The following is a 16,090-nucleotide window of genomic DNA, read 5'->3' on the forward strand; positions in this document are numbered from 1 at the left end:
GTCAAGTGCGCCGCTCCAATTTGGTTCGAAGGTAGATGGCAATCGCGTTCAGCAGGATCATGAGGCTAAGAAGTACCATGATTGCCGCGGATGTGCGCGCTTCGAAGAAGTTGCGATTCTCATTACCCTGCCAGAGATAGATCTGAACTGGAAGAGCGGTAGACTGCTCGAGCGGTGAGCCAGGAACGGCTGCCACGAAAGCGTTCATGCCAATCAGAAGCAGCGGTGCCGTTTCGCCAAGGGCCTGAGCGACGCCAATAATCGTAGCGGTCAGAATACCCGGATAGGTGATGGGCAGAATGTGATGGAAAACCATCTGCGTACGCGATGCACCAAGACCGAGTGCCGCTGCCCGCAAGGATGGCGGCACTGCACGCAGCGCCGAGCGGGTCGCGATTATGATGGTAGGCAGGGTCATCAGCGTCAACACCAGACCACCAACCAGCGGAGCAGAAAGCGGCAACCGGAAATAGTTGATGAATACGGCTGCGCCTAGAAGGCCGAATACAATGGACGGGACGGCCGCGAGATTGTTGATATTGACTTCGATCAGATCCGTCAGCTTGTTCTTCGGCGCGAACTCTTCAAGATAGACCGCGCTTGCGACCCCTATCGGGACGGCCAGCAGGATGACGACAAGCATCATATAGAGCGAGCCCATGAACGCTCCGGCCAGACCAGCAGACGCAGGAGCGGAACGAGAATCGACATTCGTAAGGATCTGGCTGGCGAAGGTGTAGCGTATCACGCCATCTTCCTTCAGCTGGTCCGCAAGCTGGCGGGCTGGCGCTGAAAGCTGCTGTTGCGCATCGGGAAGACTGCGATCGATATTGCCCTTGAGCCAGTTGTCGGCATTCGCCGATGCGGTCAGGTCGATTTTTACCGTCTGTCCGAGAAGCTCGGGGTTTGCAACGAAGTTGTCCCGAAGCGTAAAGCGCGCATTGGTTTCGATCAGCGACAATATCTGGCGAGTGTCCGCCTGTGTGTCCGGGGCAGCCCCGCGAACGGCAGCTTCGACCACGCGGTTCCAGTTGACCATGGTGACAGACCGCTGCCAGTCGAGCATGGCGCGGTTGAAATCGGCCGGGGATTGACCCGCCTGGATTTCAGGCTTTGGGTCGACCTTGATAATCTCTGGATCGTAAAAAACGTCCAGCGAAGCGGTGGCCTGCATGAAGGCTGGCAACCCCTTGGAGATAATGTTGCCAAACAGCATCGCAACGAAACCCAGCGCCAGCGCGATTGCCGCAATGCCGTAGGCTTTGAAGCGTTTTTCCCGAGCATGGCGTGCCGAAAGACCGTTACGGATCAGCTTGAGGCGCTCTTCGGAACTACTGTCGGTCGTCGAACCGGTTAAATTCTGGAATGATTGAGCCATGACTATTCGTACTGCTCCCGATAGCGACGGACGATAAACAGGGCAACGACGTTCAAAAGAAGCGTCATCACGAAAAGGGTGAGACCGAGGGCGAACGCGACCAACGATTGCGGAGAGGCAAAGTCGGTATCGCCGGTCAGCTGATTGACGATAGACACGGTCACGGTCGAGACCGGTTCACCGGGATTGAGTCGCGGGAACGGACTGTTGCCGGCAGCCAGAACCACGATCATGGTTTCGCCAATGGCGCGGCTAACCGCCAGCAGGAACGCGCCCACGACGCCGGGCAGCGCCGCCGGGAGGACGACCCGCTTGATGGTTTCCGACTTGGTGGCTCCAAGCCCCAGCGAACCGTCGCGCATGGTGCGGGGGACCTGGCGCAGAATGTCATCTGAAAGCGACGAGATGAAGGGAATGATCATCATCCCCATGACGAGGCCCGCCGTCAGTGCACTGGTTGCGCGAATATCGAGACCAAGGACATTTCCTATGGACGCCAGGAACGGTCCGACCGCGACGAGGGCGAAGAAACCGTAGACAATGGTCGGGATACCCGCAAGAATTTCAACGATCGGCTTGACCGCGTTGCGGACCGCAGGCTTCGCATATTGCGAAAGGTAGATAGCCGTCATCAAGCCAACCGGAAGAGCAACCAGCATTGCGATGGTCGCAACCATTATCGTGCCCCAAAGCAATGGAAGCAGCCCAAAATCGCCGTGGCTGCCGGCGCCGGTAGACGAGAACCGCGGGTTCCAGACAGTACCGAAGAAGAAGTCCACGGGACTGATGAAGGTAAAGAAGCGAATGGCTTCTGTAAGCAGCGAGACAACGATACCGACCGTTGTCAGGATGGCGATGCCGGAACATAGGAGCAGAAGGTAGAAGACGACGCGCTCGACCTGATTACGTGCGCGAAGCCTTGGATCGATGCGCTTGTGGGCCATGAAAAGCGCAATGGCGCCAAGGCCCGCCGCAGCAGCAAGAACGACCGCGGAGACTATTGTCTGGAAACTGCGCAACGAGTTCCCGGCAGCCTGTTCATAGGGAGCCAGTTCCCCCACGACACCGTAGCCCGAGGCAATCTGGCGCACTCGGGCGACTGCATGGTCAAGCGCACTACCGCCTGCTGATACGAGATCGGCTGGTAAAAGCGTCAGTATATAGGCACGCGAGATGGACTGGCCGAACATGGCCCACAGGCCAAGTACAAGCAAAGCCGGAACGAGCGTCCATATTGCAACCAGCGCGCCATGATAGGTAGGACGCGAATGGAGTTTTCCGCCAGCAGCAACAAGACCGCGACTGCGCGAAGTGCCTAGTTGATAGGCGAGCCCCAGAAGAACAAGGAGCAGTGTGGCAACGATTGCAGAGTTCACTTTGGCTTGGCCCCCGTCGCGAAATGGTTCGCAAACTCGTCATGCTTGAGACAACCGAACACGCCGTACACATGTTCTGCCAGATGCTCTTACTAAAAGAAGGAGCCCGGTCAAACCGGACTCCCGACTTTTCAAGCGAATTAGCTCTTCGGGCCAGCCTTGAAGGCTTCGAGAACTTCAGCGGTCTTTTCAGCTGGCTGAGCAATCAGACCGGCATTTTCGAGCGCACCACCGGCGCCGGCCATCTGTTCCGACAGGAAGAATTCAACATATTCTTCAAGGCCCGGGATCTGGCCGATATGCTGGCCCTTGACGTAGAAGAACAGCGGACGCGAAACTGGATATTCACCACCAGCGACAGTTTCAGCCGAAGGCGTTACGCCGTCGATGGTCGCAACCTTCAGCTTGTCCCTGTTCTGGTCATAGAAGCTCAGGCCGAACACGCCGACGGTGTCCGCATTTGCGTTGAGACGGGCAAGCGTCTCGGTGTAGTCGCCAGCAATCTCGACAACAACGTCCTGACGAACGGCGGTGCAGGCATCTTCGCCGGCATCGGCTGGGAGCTCGGCAGCTTCACAACCTGGATGCATGACGCGTTCTTCGAAAACTTCACGAGTACCGTGGTTGGACGCCGGGATCGCCAGAGCGATCGGCTGATCCGGCAACGAGGAGTCGATTTCCGACCAGTTCTTGTAAGGGTTGGCAGCAAGCTTGCCGTCGACCGGAACCTGAGCGGCAGTGGCCTTGAAAATCTGTTCCGGCGTCAGAGCGAAATCGGCCTTCGAAGCCGAAGAGGCGAAGACGATGCCGTCGAAGCCGAACTGAATTTCGCGAATGTCGGTGACGCCAGCCTTTTCACAGGCTTCAGTTTCGGAATCCTTTATCGGGCGCGATGCATTAGCAATGTCGATCGTGTTTTCGCCAACGCCCGAGCAGAACTGCTTCAGACCGCCGCCCGTACCGCCGGAAGCGACGACCGGAGCCTTGAATTCAGGAAATGCGCCATTGAACTCTTCAGCCACGATCGAGGCGAAGGGAAGAACGGTCGAGGAGCCGGCAATCTGGATGGTGTCGCGCGACTGTGCGAAAGAGAGGCCAGCCGAAGCAGCCAGAACGACAGCGGTTGCTGCCGACGAAAGAATGAGTTTCTTCATAGGATCGCTCCTGTCCATTGTTAACTCTGGACGCCCGCTTAGCGCCTGGGAGCAGGCATTAGACCTGCTATGTAACAGTTAAATGACAGTTTCGTGTCGAGTCGATTAAGCAACCGGAAACGTCGGAAAAACCAGTAATCTGCGCGAAAACTCGTGGAAACGACGCGCAATTATGGCGCTGTTAAGCAACCGCGCGCAAGTGTGCAACCGAGAAATATTACAATTCAATAATAGATTGAAATACACTAGCGCGGCGGCATTTCATGCCATTCTACCTGCTCAATATGACAGCGAGGTCACAAACGCACGTGAGCGGTATCCGACGGGAAATCTGCGGGGTCTGGTAAGCCAAAAGTGACGAAGATGAGAAGTGGAGTATTAGATTTACTCGATGATGCAAGAGGCTCAAATCACGCTCCCGCAACCAGCTCCAGCACAATCACCCCATTGTTCAAGTATAATAACAGCTTCCTGTGCCCGGTCGACTCGCCCCCTCTCGACACCGGCCTTCTCACTGAAGATATCGTTGTTCCCATTCCTCGCGGAGTAGAGACATCAAGATGTGACCCTGTCGGCCTTGACCTATACGCAACGACGCGCGCATGACGCCCTCTTTTACGAACCCCGGGGCCTCATGAATACGGGCTGCACGCGCATTGGAAGGAAGTAAGTCAAGCCACAGGCGGTCGATATCATCCTTATTGAATACCTAGCAGCAAATTTCCTGCAGGATGCCGAGCCATAACCGTTCCCTGGCGGTGCCACGGTATGCGGTGCAACTGGCTGTCCCCTCCAAAAATGGAACTAGTCGCTAGCGGCTAGTTATTGGCCTCGAAGGGATCTATATTGGCCACCATGTGAGGGGGTCCACGGTTGCAGCCAGCGCCAGGTTTTCCAACAGAAAGCTCCATCGACGCAAGACGGCAGTGCACCGGGAGGCACGCTATCAGACAACCGGAGCAAACGAGGCCTGTGGAGCATGGGTTTCGCCATGACCAGTTGGCGAACGATCCGCCTGCGTACCGTCATTGCCGGGTTTACGCGAGAGGCTCTGACCATTGAACCCGTCCCGAAACTGCGCGGCAAGCATGTAGCAGCAGTTCTAAATCGTCTAATCTATCGGCATGGAGCGCCACGAGCCGTTTTTGTGACAATGACGCGGAATTTATCGGACAGATCGTCAATCTTTGGGCTTACACGCACAAGGTCAAACCGGACTTCTCGCGATCTGGTACGCCCAAGGGGAATCGAACCCCTGTTTGCGCCGTGAGAGGGCGCCGTCCTGACCGCTAGACGATGGGCGCGTACCTGATAGGGCTGCATTTAGTGCGGGCCGAAGCCAAATGCAACTTGAATCTGTAAGACGGCTATTCTTGGGGGATCGCACCGCCGATCGTGACGCGCGAAATTATCCGCCCCTCTATCACGTCATAGATCAAGAAGGAGTGCGAGCCATCTGCATGGCGCAATTGCAATGAAAGACGATCACCATCAAGCGTCTGCGATACGATTTCGGCCCCTTGCGGCAGATCGATCCTGCCGTGCGCCATTGCCGTCGGAGCGACTGGCCCCGAAAGCCCCTTGTAGACAAGTGCTGCAACCACGACCATAAGGGCAAGGAACAGAAGCCCCAGATTGATTGCCATGAAGCGGATCATCTTGCGGCGTACATTTTCCACTGCCGGATCGAGCGGCTTTTCGTCAGAGAAGTCGGTTTCGTTCGTCATACCCGAGGCCTGTTAGAGCAAATGAGCACTCCTGATAGCGAAGCCAATGCCCAAAAGGAAGCGCAAAGCACGATCTTGATCGTTCCTGCCGAGGCGGCGGGCCAGCGTCTCGATCAGTGGCTGGCCGCGCGGCTTGCGCCCGATCTGTCGCGCAGCCGCATCCAGGCTCTTATCAAGCAGCAGGCAATCCTCATTGACGGCAAGCCTGCCGCCGACCAGAAGCGTAAGCTTGGCGGCGGCGAAAGCATTGCACTAGAAATGCCCGAACCCGACCCCGCCGAGCCGGAAGGTGAGGATATCGCACTCGACATTCTTTTTGAGGATGACAGCATCATCGTCATAAACAAGCCGGCCGGCCTCGTGGTGCACCCGGGCGCAGGCAATTGGACCGGAACCCTCGTCAACGCGCTCATTCATCATTGCGGCGACAGCCTTTCCGGCATTGGCGGCGTCAAGCGTCCCGGCATCGTCCATCGGCTTGATAAGGATACGAGCGGCGTTCTCGTCGTGGCCAAGAACGATGAGGCCCATCGCAAACTTTCCGCCGCCTTCGCCGACCACGGTCTGACGGGAGACCTCGAACGCGCTTATATTGCCGTCGTTTGGGGTGAACCAGCGCGCATGGCCGGCACGATAGATGCCCCCCTTGGCCGCGGGCGCGACCGTACAACACGCGCCGTGGTCTCGGAGACGGCGCAAGATGCGCGCCATGCCGTCACCCATTTCACCGTGCTGGAACGTTTTGGCGAGAATTACGGGAAGTCGCCGGAGCCCATCGCTACTGCGGTGGAGTGCCGCCTCGAGACCGGACGTACTCATCAGATCCGCGTGCACATGACGCATATCGGCCATCCGCTCATCGGCGACCGCGACTATGGCCGTGCATTGCGGACCAAGGCCAATATCCTTCCAGAGGAGTTGAAAACCATGGTGAATGCTTTCCCTCGCCAAGCTCTTCACGCGCAACTTCTTGCCTTCCGGCACCCGCGGACGAACGAACTTATGCGTTTTGAAGCCCCGCTGCCCGCAGATATGGTGGAACTCGTCGACGGTTTCCGTCGTTTGCACCACACATAAGACATTATTGCCGCACGAAATGACTCGTGACTCGGTCATGCGAGGCTGAGCTATGGGGTTCTGGCCATTGTCGGAATCCTTGCGATCGTTCACTAGAACATGACAAATTGTTCATGTCGAACAAAACACTGGCTTTCATCGTTGATTTACGATAAAAGAAATCCGTGCAGTGCAGTAAACGTTACTGACTGGCCATGCTCGCCTTGGAAAGGGGGCATGTTAGCTGAAAGGAGGGTGCTAGAATGGCCCAGACATTACCCAGCATCGCATCGGGCGAAGCAGGCCTGACGCGCTACTTTGAAGAGATTCGTCGCTTCCCGATGCTTGAGCCGCAGCAGGAATACATGCTCGCCAAGCGCTATCAGGAATATGAAGACACCGAAGCGGCTCATAAACTTGTTACCAGTCACCTGCGCCTCGTTGCCAAGATTGCCATGGGCTATCGCGGCTACGGCCTGCCTATTGGCGAGGTCGTTTCCGAAGGCAATGTCGGCCTGATGCAGGCTGTCAAGAAATTCGAGCCGGAACGTGGTTTCCGCCTTGCCACCTACGCCATGTGGTGGATCAAGGCTTCGATTCAGGAATATATCCTGCGTTCGTGGAGCCTCGTGAAGATGGGCACCACCGCCAACCAGAAGCGCCTGTTCTTCAACCTGCGCAAGGTCAAGAGCAAGATCCAGGCACTCGACGATGGCGATCTGAACCCGGAGCAGATTGCGGAGATCGCAACGCGTCTCAGCGTTTCGGAAGAGGAAGTCGTATCGATGAACCGTCGCCTTTCCGGGGACGCATCGCTCAACGCTCCCATCCGTGCGACTGAAGGCGAATCCGGCGAATGGCAGGATTGGCTCGTCGACGATAGCGACAGTCAGGAGCAGATTCTGATCGAGCAGGATGAGATGGAAAATCGCCGCTCCATGCTCTCGAGCGCCATGAGCGTCCTCAATGAGCGCGAAAAGCGCATCTTCCTGGCTCGCCGACTGACGGAAGACCCGCTTACGCTGGAAGAACTCTCCGGTGAGTTCAATATCAGCCGCGAACGTGTGCGTCAGATTGAGGTCCGCGCGTTCGAGAAGATCCAGGATGCCGTCAAGGCTGCTGCTCAGCGTCAGTCCGAAGCATTGGTTCCAGTTGGAGCCTGATCCGCGCAGGCACCTTAAAGAAAAGGCCGTCGCATCGCTGCGACGGCCTTTTTCTATGTCAGCTCGTTAGCTGAGCATCAATTGCTGGTCTGGGAGGCGGCCTGTTCCCAGGCATCAAGCGCCTGCTGGAAGATTTCTTCGCCCGGCACACCCTTTTCGACCGTGATGAGCGCGCGGCGACCGGACTTGTAGATCATCGGAATGTCTATCCAGCTGTCGCGGCGCAACAGGTTCAGATTGATGCGGCGGTCGGCTTCCGCATCATTGAGCGCCACGAGGAAGAACCCGTCAGCGATCTTGGCTGGTATGCCAAGAAGCGGCTGGCCTGGGGCCTGCTCATTATCCTTCATCGTTACGCGCAGCACGCGGTCGATGCCACCGCCTGCAAATCCGTCCGGCGTGAGGAAGATCATCTCGACGATGTGGCTCGCCGGCAACGAGGCATCCGTATTACGACGAATAGTCATGCGCAGCTGCACATCCATGTCCGGAATTGTCGCCTCGGCACGAATAGCAGCTTCCGGCGGACCTTCACCACCCGGCGATTCCTGGACCAGTGACCAGACGACCGAACCGGCTTGGGCCGAGCCCTGCGCGACATTGGTCCGCTCTTCGTAGAAGATCGCGCGCTGCCCGACTGCGACGGCCTGATTGCCCTGCTGGTTCGGATCGTTCGCCGCCTGACCGCTCTCCGCCTGCGTTTCAGGCGGAGAGGCTTCGGCAATCGAGGTGCCCTCGCCTATCGTCTGCTCGCCGCCCGATGGTCCTGCATCCGTTTCGCTACCATCCTCATTGAGACGTTGCGTCAGCTTCGGTGCCTGTTCAGGCTCCGGTTGGGACGCTTGCGTGCCCTCCGGCTGCGCAGAACCATCGGCAGCGCCTTCATTGCTCGCTACGTTGGATCCGCCTTGCAGCCCAAGGGCGGTGCTGATTTCATCTCCCTTGAACCAGACGGCGCTACCGACGGCTGCGACCACAAGCAGACTGATCAGACCGGCGACGAGGCCACGCCTGCGCCGGCGCGCACCTGCCTTCGTACGCCGCCGCGGGGCTTGCGCAAGCGCCGGACGATCATCCTCATCGTCCCGATAGGCGTATGGCTCTTCTTCGCCATCCTCGGCCGCATCACGGCTCACGCCAAGGGGAGCGTCGTAATCCTCGTCATTATGTCGGTCACGATAGCCGTTCCCGTGCGCTTCTTCATCAAACGCAGGTTCAGCGCTGCTTTCCTGCTCATAAGCGTCCGAAGAAAACGCCCGTGGCGAAGCCTCTGGCTCCTCCTCCTGAACGGGTGCCGGGACAGGGGCTGGTTCGGGCGAAAAATCGCTGAAGATGGACGCAAAACTATTATCCACCGGATCGACAGGTTCGGCATAGGATGCTTCGACCTCGAGAATAGCCTCCTCCAGCATCGACTTTTGTCGATCGATCACGGTCTGCGAAGGCGCTGGCGTAATCGATGCGAGCTTGGCCTCGAAAGCCTTGCGCGCTTTCTCGTAGACTTTTTCGCGCATGGCTGGCGTGTTTTGAGCCAGACCGTCGATCGTTTTCTTCAGAACGGGAACGAAGTTTGCCATTCAGCTACCTGTTGGAAGACCAGCGAGCAGGATGATTCATGCTGTCTTGTCCTGCATCTATAAAAGAGGCTTTTTTGCAAGCCTAGCGCATCGTCGCGACGGGGAAAACCTTTTTCGCCAAAGATTGGTCGCGCAATCAATCGTTTAGCTTTTCAATTCATGACGACATTCCAACATAGAAAAAGGCCGAGGTGCATCTGCACTTCGGCCCGGTTTTCATCGTCTGGTACGGATCAATCCTCGAAAGGATCGGTAACCAGGATCGTATCTTCGCGCTCCGGACTGGTCGAGAGCATGGCGACCGGTGTACCGATCAACTCTTCGATCCGGCGTACATATTTGACTGCTTGCGCCGGAAGATCATTCCAGGATCGCGCTCCCGCAGTGGTTTCTGACCAGCCGGGCATGGTTTCGTAAATCGGTTTGACGTTGGCCTGCGCGCCCATCGAAGAAGGCAGGTAATCAATGCGCTCGCCATCGAGCTCGTAGCCGACGCAAATCTTGATCTCTTCAAGACCATCAAGAACGTCGAGCTTGGTCAGGGCGATACCGGTAATACCCGATGTACGCACTGTCTGCCGCACGATGACGGAATCGAACCAGCCGCAGCGACGCTTACGCCCCGTCACGACGCCAAACTCATGGCCTCTAGTGCCAAGAAAATTGCCGATCTCGTCATCGAGTTCTGTCGGGAAAGGTCCCTCGCCGACGCGCGTCGTGTAGGCCTTGGTAATGCCAAGCACGTAACCGATCGCCGTAGGTCCAAGACCCGAACCAGCGGCTGCCTGACCGGCGACCGTGTTGGAGGACGTCACGAACGGGTAAGTGCCGTGGTCATTATCAAGCAGAGCGCCCTGCGCGCCTTCGAACAATATGCGATCGCCAACCTTGCGACGCTCGTCCAGTACGCGCCAGACCTGATCGACATAGGGCAGGATTTCCTCGCGCACCGCGTTCAGCTCATCGAGAATGGTCTGCAAGCCAATCTCCTCATAGCCCATGCCGCGGCGCAGCAGATTGTGATGAGCGAGCAGACGCTCCACCTTTGGCTCAAGCGTTTCCGGCTCCATCAGATCAATGACGCGAATAGCGCGACGACCGACCTTGTCTTCATAGGCCGGACCGATACCGCGTTTCGTCGTGCCTATCTTCAGCCCGGAGGTCGCACCCTCGCGCATGGCATCGAGATCGCGATGCAACGACAGGATCAGCGGCGCGTTGTCGGCGATGCGCAGCACGGCTGGCGAAATGTCCACCCCTTGGGCGCGCAGTTTTGCAACTTCCATGACGAAGTGATGGGGATCAACAACCACACCATTGCCGATGACGGAAAGCTTGCCGCGCACCAGGCCAGAAGGAAGAAGCGAAAGCTTGTAGCTCGTGCCGTCGATAACCAGCGTGTGCCCGGCATTGTGGCCACCTTGATAGCGCACGATCACATCGGCGCGCTCGGAAAGCCAATCGACGATCTTACCCTTGCCTTCGTCGCCCCACTGCGAGCCGACGACCACAACATTGGCCATGGAAACTCCTTCGCCTTGTCCGCACGGCCTTGAGCTCTTCAGAGCGCGAGGCCGGATTGTATCTTCATATCTATAGCGGCAAGCCCGGAGACTTGCGGCCCTTCTTTCCAGACTTAGGAACAGAGTGCAAGTGCAATTTATACATGGCAAGGCCATTTACAGCAGGGTTTTACGCCAGTACGCAGGTGCACGGGGAGAGTGATTATGCACGCGCGCGCCTATCTTTTTCTGTTTCTGACGACCCTTATGTGGGGCGGCAATGCTGTTGCCGGCAAGATGGCAGTCGGTCACGTCTCGCCTATGATGCTCACCGCCATGCGCTGGTTTTTCGCCTTCGCCCTGCTTTGCATCGTGGGTTGGCCGCAGGTGAAGCGTGACTGGCCGCGCATTCGTGCCCGGTGGACTTACTTTCTCATATTGGGCGGCATCGGTTTTGCCCTGTTCAACGTCGCGCTCTACAACGCGCTGCTTTACACGTCCGCCATCAATGTCTCCATTGAACAAGCCGCAATTCCCATGATGATCTTCATCATCAATTTCGCGCTATTCAAGATCCGCGCCACATGGGGACAGGTCGCCGGCTTTTCTCTCTCCGTTCTTGGCGTCGCGTTCGTTGCCAGCCATGGCGATCCAGCACAATTGCTGGCGCTCGATCTCAATCGCGGCGATGCAATGATGCTGTTCGCGGTTCTGGTCTATGCCGTCTACACCGTCTATTTGCGTTTCAAGCCGGACATACACTGGTTAAGCCTGATGACGGCTCTGACGGGAGCAGCCACAATTGCCTCCATCCCCTTCGCAATCTACGAAGCGGCCAATGGTACGATGATCTGGCCGGACGCAACCGGCTGGGGCATCGTCGTCTACACGACGCTTTTTGCCTCTATAGCCAGCCAGACGCTTTACATAATGGGCATCGCTCTGATCGGTTCGAACCGCGCTGGTCTGTTCGTCAACCTTCTGCCTGTCCTGGGCACGATCCTTTCGATCGTGGTTCTGCGCGAACGTTTCGAGCCATTTCACGCGGTTGCGCTATCCCTGGTTATTATCGGCATCACGCTTGCCGAATTTTCAGGACGCCGCGCCGCCGCCGCCTTGAAATCCTGAAATAAAGAAGGCGCGGATCGGAACCCGCGCCTTTCCTTCTGCCTGTTCTGGTGGGCCTTACACCTCTTCCACATCGAACTGCAACGGCTTGGCAGAGCCGATGAATTCGTGGCCCTCAAGTTCGGCCCGCACTTCTTCCGGAAACGCTTCATCGAGATAGAGCATGGCGATCGCATTGCCGCCAGCATTGTCGCGACCAAGAGAGAAATTGGCGATATTGATGCCGTGCTTGGCGCAGATCGAACCGATGACGCCAATGATACCCGGCACGTCCTTATTGGCCATATAGAGCATGTGACGACCGACTTCAGCATCCATGTTGATGCCCTTGATCTGGATGAAGCGCGGCTTGTGGTCGGAAAACACCGTACCGGCGATCGAGCGGACGCGTTTGTCGGTTTTGACGGTGAGCTTGATATAACCGTCGAACACGCCTGACTTGTCGCGCTTGACTTCCGAAAGAACGATGCCGCGTTCCTTGACCATGATGGGTGCCGAAACCATGTTGACGTCGGCAACCTGCGGCCGAATCAAGCCGGCAAGTGTGGCCGAAATCAGCGCACGGGTGTTCATGCCCGCGGTAGCACCGTCAAACAGGACTTCGACTTCCTTGATGGGCTCTTCGGTCACCTGGCCCACGAACGCGCCCAGCACTTCGGCAAGCTTGACGAAAGGCTTCAAGCGCGGCGCTTCCTCAGCCGAGATCGATGGCATGTTGATGGCGTTGGTAACCGCACCCTTGACGAGATAATCCGACATTTGCTCCGCAACCTGAAGCGCAACGTTTTCCTGCGCTTCATCAGTCGATGCGCCCAGATGCGGCGTGCAGACGACGTTCTCCATGTTGAAAAGCGGGCTTTCCGTTGCAGGCTCAACTTCGAACACATCGATGCCAGCACCGGCAACCTTGCCGCTCTTGAGACCTTCGATAAGATCCGCCTCAACGATCAGACCACCGCGCGCGCAGTTGATGATGCGCACACCTTTCTTCATCTTGGTGATTGCGTCCTTGTTGATGATATTTCGGGTCTTGTCGGTCAGCGGCGTGTGCAGCGTTATGAAATCCGCGCGCGCGAAGAGTTCCTCAAGCTCGACCTTCTCGATGCCAAGTTCGATGGCGCGGTCATCCGACAGGAACGGGTCGAAAGCCACGACATGCATCTTCAATCCGACCCCGCGCTGCGCGACAATCGAACCGATATTGCCGCAGCCGATGACGCCGAGCGTCTTTCCAGTGATTTCAACGCCCATGAAGCGGTTCTTTTCCCACTTGCCGGCATGCGTCGAGGCATTGGCTTCGGGAATCTGACGCGCAACGGCAAACATCATCGCAACGGCGTGTTCCGCTGTGGTAATCGAATTGCCGAATGGCGTGTTCATGACGATAATGCCGCGACGAGATGCAGCTGGAATATCGACATTGTCGACACCAATGCCGGCGCGACCGACAACCTTGAGATTGGTCGCCGCTGCAATCAGCTTCTCGGTAACCTTGGTGGCCGAACGGATCGCCAGACCATCATACTGGCCGATGACTTCGAGCAGCTTTTCCTTGTCCTTGCCAAGGTCGGGCAGGTAATCGACCTCGACGCCCCGATCCTTGAAGATTTGAACGGCGGTTGGGGAAAGCTTGTCTGATACGAGTACGCGAGGCATTTTCGTCTCCTCAAATATGCGTTGATAACGCCAGCGCTACCCTCCCCGTATAGGGAGGGCGTCGCGCAGCGACGGGTTGGGATTGATTTTACTTTAAGCGTCAGCTCGCTCAGGCAGCAGCCTTGAGCTTTTCCTTCTGGGCTTCAAATGCCCAGTCAAGCCATGGCAGCAACGCCTGGAGGTCGGCTGCTTCGACGGTCGCACCAGCCCAGATGCGCAGGCCTGCCGGCGCATCGCGATAGGAACCAATGTCGAAAGCAACGCCTTCCTTGTCGAGCGCCGATACGATGCCCTTCGCGAATGCCGCCTGAGCATCGTCATCAAGCGCTAGCACGTCGGAATCGACGATGGTCAAGCAGACGGACGTATTGGAACGCGTCGCCGGTGCCTTGGCGAGATGATCGATCCAAGGCGTCTGCTCGACAAACTGATCGAGAACGGTGAAGTTCTTGTCGGCACGGGCCATCAGGGCATCGAGACCGCCGATCTGCTTGCCCCATTTCAACGCATCGAGATAATCCTCGACGCAAAGCATGGACGGCGTGTTGATCGTCTCGCCCTTGAAGATACCTTCGATGATCTTGCCGCCCTTGGTCATGCGGAAGATTTTTGGCAGCGGCCAGGCCGGCGAATAGCTTTCCAAACGTTCCACAGCCCGTGGCGAAAGGATGAGGACCCCATGTGCCCCTTCGCCGCCCAGCACCTTCTGCCAAGAGAAGGTCACGACATCGAGCTTGGCGAAATCGAGGTTCTGCGCGAATGCTGCCGAGGTTGCATCGCAGATCGTCAGCCCTTCACGGTCTGCCGGGATGAAATCGCCATTTGGAACGCGAACGCCCGAGGTGGTGCCGTTCCATGTGAAAATCACGTCTCGATCGAAATCGAGCTGTCCAAGGTCGGGAAGATCGCCATACGGGGCTTCGATCTTGCGCACATCCGGCAGCTTGAGCTGCTTGACAACGTCGGTAACCCAGCCAGCGCCAAAGCTTTCCCAGGCCATGATATCAACGCCACGCGCGCCGAGGATCGACCATAACGCCATCTCGACAGCACCGGTATCAGAAGCCGGAACGATGCCGATTCGGTAGTCAGCGGGAACCTGAAGAACTTCGCGGGTCAACTCGATGGCTTCGGCAAGCTTGGCTTTACCGACCTTGGCGCGATGCGAGCGGCCAAGCGGAGCATCGGCGAGCGCATCAAGCGACCAGCCTGGACGCTTTGAGCAGGGACCTGAAGAAAAATTGGGATTGGCCGGACGCACTGCCGGCTTCGTAAGAGTCGTCATGTTTGATCCTATCCTCACAGATAGCACGCGTCTCGTTGGGGAGACGTGGCCCACTGACGGCGATACTTTTTTCACCGCCATACGTCAAGGATTATTCGCGACGACTGATGCTTTCGAACGAAAGTTGCGCTCAGGCAAATATCCGGGCCATGGAAAAGCCGCGCTCCCACGAGCGGGCCTCCCCCGGAGATGATTTTGGCTACAGGATCAGAACGATGTCTTCATCTGGCTGCAATGACCGTCGCCGTCGCCCAGCTGGAAGCGCAGTCCCGCCCGGATTTGATGCTGATTGATGCCTTTGTCATCCGCATCAGCAAGGCCTTCTATCATCGAGCCACCCTCGACCTGCGTGAAGCGGTAGCCGGCATCGACCGCGATCTTCTCCGTCACGCAATAGGAAGCGCCCGCATGCAGGGCATAGGCGAAACGAAACTTGGACCCGCCGTCAAAACTTTCTTCGACACCGCCGACCGTTGCCTTCAGATCGTCCCACCGCAGATAGGCGCCGCCGATACCGGCGCCAACATAGGGGGTAAATCCCGCAAACGTGCCGAGATCAGCATAGACATTGCCCAGCAGCAGCGCTCCATCGAGCGATCCGGTAATCGTGCCTCCCGAGGCGAAACGGCCATCGAAATCCGATGATGCGAGATAATCGGCCGTTACATCGGCGCGCAGCATATCTGTAAATTGATAGCCAACGCCGAGACCTATGGTGAAATTGTCGTCGACGGATGACTCGCTCAACGACAATCCTGCCAGGCCATCAACGCCGCGGAAGTCATTAAAGCTGTAGCCGAGGTCACCGCGCAGATACCAGCCACCACGCGAGGATTGCTCCTTGAACACGACCTCCGGAATGGCAATTTCCGGAACAGGCCGCCCATCGAGCTCGGCAGAATACGCAAATGAAACAGACGCAGAAAGCAGGGTCGCAATGGTCGCGAATTTGGTCAAGGCTTTCATGCTGTATCCCCAGTATCAAGGCAAATCTTGGCGCGAAAATCGCAATCAGATCATCATGACGAGGAATGCTTAACGTTCGATTAACCATGTCGCTTAATCAAAAACTTACCATCCTGCCGACA

12 protein-coding genes and 1 tRNA gene are annotated in these 16,090 nt (G+C 57.3%); 3 read left to right on the forward strand and 10 right to left on the reverse strand.

Features of this window, described 5'->3' with window-relative positions:
* Position 1: 1 nt before the first annotated feature.
* From pstA to IE151_RS13760, 5 genes are all read right to left on the reverse strand, one after another.
* Positions 2 to 1,378 carry a phosphate ABC transporter permease PstA gene (pstA, locus tag IE151_RS13740; RefSeq protein WP_189491251.1) on the reverse strand — a complete coding sequence of 459 codons (1,377 nt, stop codon included), beginning with the start codon at positions 1,376 to 1,378 and terminating at the stop codon, positions 2 to 4.
* A gap of 2 nt (positions 1,379 to 1,380) precedes the next feature.
* Complete coding sequence (gene pstC / locus IE151_RS13745) at positions 1,381 to 2,754, reverse strand: phosphate ABC transporter permease subunit PstC (protein WP_189491254.1); 1,374 nt, start codon at positions 2,752 to 2,754, stop codon at positions 1,381 to 1,383.
* A gap of 140 nt (positions 2,755 to 2,894) precedes the next feature.
* Positions 2,895 to 3,908 carry a substrate-binding domain-containing protein gene (locus tag IE151_RS13750; protein WP_189491257.1) on the reverse strand — a complete coding sequence of 338 codons (1,014 nt, stop codon included), beginning with the start codon at positions 3,906 to 3,908 and terminating at the stop codon, positions 2,895 to 2,897.
* A gap of 1,229 nt (positions 3,909 to 5,137) precedes the next feature.
* Positions 5,138 to 5,212: transfer RNA gene (locus tag IE151_RS13755), tRNA-Glu, on the reverse strand.
* Between the two features lie 63 nt (positions 5,213 to 5,275).
* Positions 5,276 to 5,635: a fimbrial protein gene (locus IE151_RS13760; protein ID WP_189491259.1), complete on the reverse strand. Its 360-nt coding sequence runs from the start codon at positions 5,633 to 5,635 to the stop codon at positions 5,276 to 5,278.
* Between the two features lie 21 nt (positions 5,636 to 5,656).
* Between IE151_RS13760 and IE151_RS13765 the strand changes: the two genes are divergently transcribed.
* Entirely contained in the window at positions 5,657 to 6,712 is a 1,056-nt protein-coding gene (locus IE151_RS13765; RefSeq protein WP_189491262.1) for an RluA family pseudouridine synthase, read from the forward strand.
* A gap of 242 nt (positions 6,713 to 6,954) precedes the next feature.
* The gene (gene rpoH, locus IE151_RS13770; RefSeq protein ID WP_189491265.1) at positions 6,955 to 7,854 is read left to right on the forward strand and encodes an RNA polymerase sigma factor RpoH; all 900 of its coding nucleotides are present in this window, start codon (positions 6,955 to 6,957) and stop codon (positions 7,852 to 7,854) included.
* 77 nt (positions 7,855 to 7,931) lie between these two features.
* On the opposite strand, the gene IE151_RS13775 is transcribed toward rpoH, so the two are convergent.
* Together IE151_RS13775 and IE151_RS13780 are read right to left on the reverse strand one after the other, a co-directional pair.
* Positions 7,932 to 9,431, reverse strand: coding sequence for a hypothetical protein (locus IE151_RS13775; protein ID WP_189491268.1), 1,500 nt, complete (start codon positions 9,429 to 9,431; stop codon positions 7,932 to 7,934).
* 233 nt (positions 9,432 to 9,664) lie between these two features.
* Complete coding sequence (locus IE151_RS13780; protein ID WP_189491270.1) at positions 9,665 to 10,954, reverse strand: adenylosuccinate synthase; 1,290 nt, start codon at positions 10,952 to 10,954, stop codon at positions 9,665 to 9,667.
* Positions 10,955 to 11,158: 204 nt separating this feature from the next.
* Between IE151_RS13780 and IE151_RS13785 the strand changes: the two genes are divergently transcribed.
* On the forward strand, positions 11,159 to 12,061 hold the full coding sequence (locus tag IE151_RS13785; protein ID WP_189491272.1) for a DMT family transporter: 903 nt from the start codon (positions 11,159 to 11,161) through the stop codon (positions 12,059 to 12,061).
* A 57-nt stretch (positions 12,062 to 12,118) separates the two neighbouring features.
* Here IE151_RS13785 and serA read toward each other — a convergent pair whose 3' ends face one another.
* The 3 genes from serA to IE151_RS13800 form a co-directional block, all read right to left on the reverse strand.
* Positions 12,119 to 13,717 carry a phosphoglycerate dehydrogenase gene (serA, locus tag IE151_RS13790; protein ID WP_189491275.1) on the reverse strand — a complete coding sequence of 533 codons (1,599 nt, stop codon included), beginning with the start codon at positions 13,715 to 13,717 and terminating at the stop codon, positions 12,119 to 12,121.
* 109 nt (positions 13,718 to 13,826) lie between these two features.
* A complete protein-coding gene (locus tag IE151_RS13795) occupies positions 13,827 to 15,002 on the reverse strand; it encodes a phosphoserine transaminase (protein WP_189491277.1) in 1,176 nt (391 codons plus the stop codon).
* A gap of 207 nt (positions 15,003 to 15,209) precedes the next feature.
* Positions 15,210 to 15,968: an outer membrane protein gene (locus tag IE151_RS13800; RefSeq protein ID WP_189491279.1), complete on the reverse strand. Its 759-nt coding sequence runs from the start codon at positions 15,966 to 15,968 to the stop codon at positions 15,210 to 15,212.
* Between the last annotated feature and the right edge of the window lie 122 nt (positions 15,969 to 16,090).

The organism is Limoniibacter endophyticus, from assembly GCF_014652835.1.
Classification (GTDB): Bacteria; Pseudomonadota; Alphaproteobacteria; order Rhizobiales; family Rhizobiaceae; genus Limoniibacter; species Limoniibacter endophyticus.

What these genes read in the sequence shown, in the direction of transcription:
- IE151_RS13795 (WP_189491277.1), bottom strand. Translation starts at nt 15,002, where the DNA reads ATGACGACTCTTACGAAGCCGGCAGTGCGTCCGGCCAATCCCAATTTT.
- IE151_RS13750 (WP_189491257.1), bottom strand. Translation starts at nt 3,908, where the DNA reads ATGAAGAAACTCATTCTTTCGTCGGCAGCAACCGCTGTCGTTCTGGCT.
- serA (WP_189491275.1), bottom strand. Translation starts at nt 13,717, where the DNA reads ATGCCTCGCGTACTCGTATCAGACAAGCTTTCCCCAACCGCCGTTCAA.
- IE151_RS13780 (WP_189491270.1), bottom strand. Translation starts at nt 10,954, where the DNA reads ATGGCCAATGTTGTGGTCGTCGGCTCGCAGTGGGGCGACGAAGGCAAG.
- rpoH (WP_189491265.1), top strand. Translation starts at nt 6,955, where the DNA reads ATGGCCCAGACATTACCCAGCATCGCATCGGGCGAAGCAGGCCTGACG.
- IE151_RS13785 (WP_189491272.1), top strand. Translation starts at nt 11,159, where the DNA reads ATGCACGCGCGCGCCTATCTTTTTCTGTTTCTGACGACCCTTATGTGG.
- IE151_RS13760 (WP_189491259.1), bottom strand. Translation starts at nt 5,635, where the DNA reads ATGACGAACGAAACCGACTTCTCTGACGAAAAGCCGCTCGATCCGGCA.
- IE151_RS13765 (WP_189491262.1), top strand. Translation starts at nt 5,657, where the DNA reads ATGAGCACTCCTGATAGCGAAGCCAATGCCCAAAAGGAAGCGCAAAGC.
- IE151_RS13775 (WP_189491268.1), bottom strand. Translation starts at nt 9,431, where the DNA reads ATGGCAAACTTCGTTCCCGTTCTGAAGAAAACGATCGACGGTCTGGCT.
- IE151_RS13800 (WP_189491279.1), bottom strand. Translation starts at nt 15,968, where the DNA reads ATGAAAGCCTTGACCAAATTCGCGACCATTGCGACCCTGCTTTCTGCG.
- pstA (WP_189491251.1), bottom strand. Translation starts at nt 1,378, where the DNA reads ATGGCTCAATCATTCCAGAATTTAACCGGTTCGACGACCGACAGTAGT.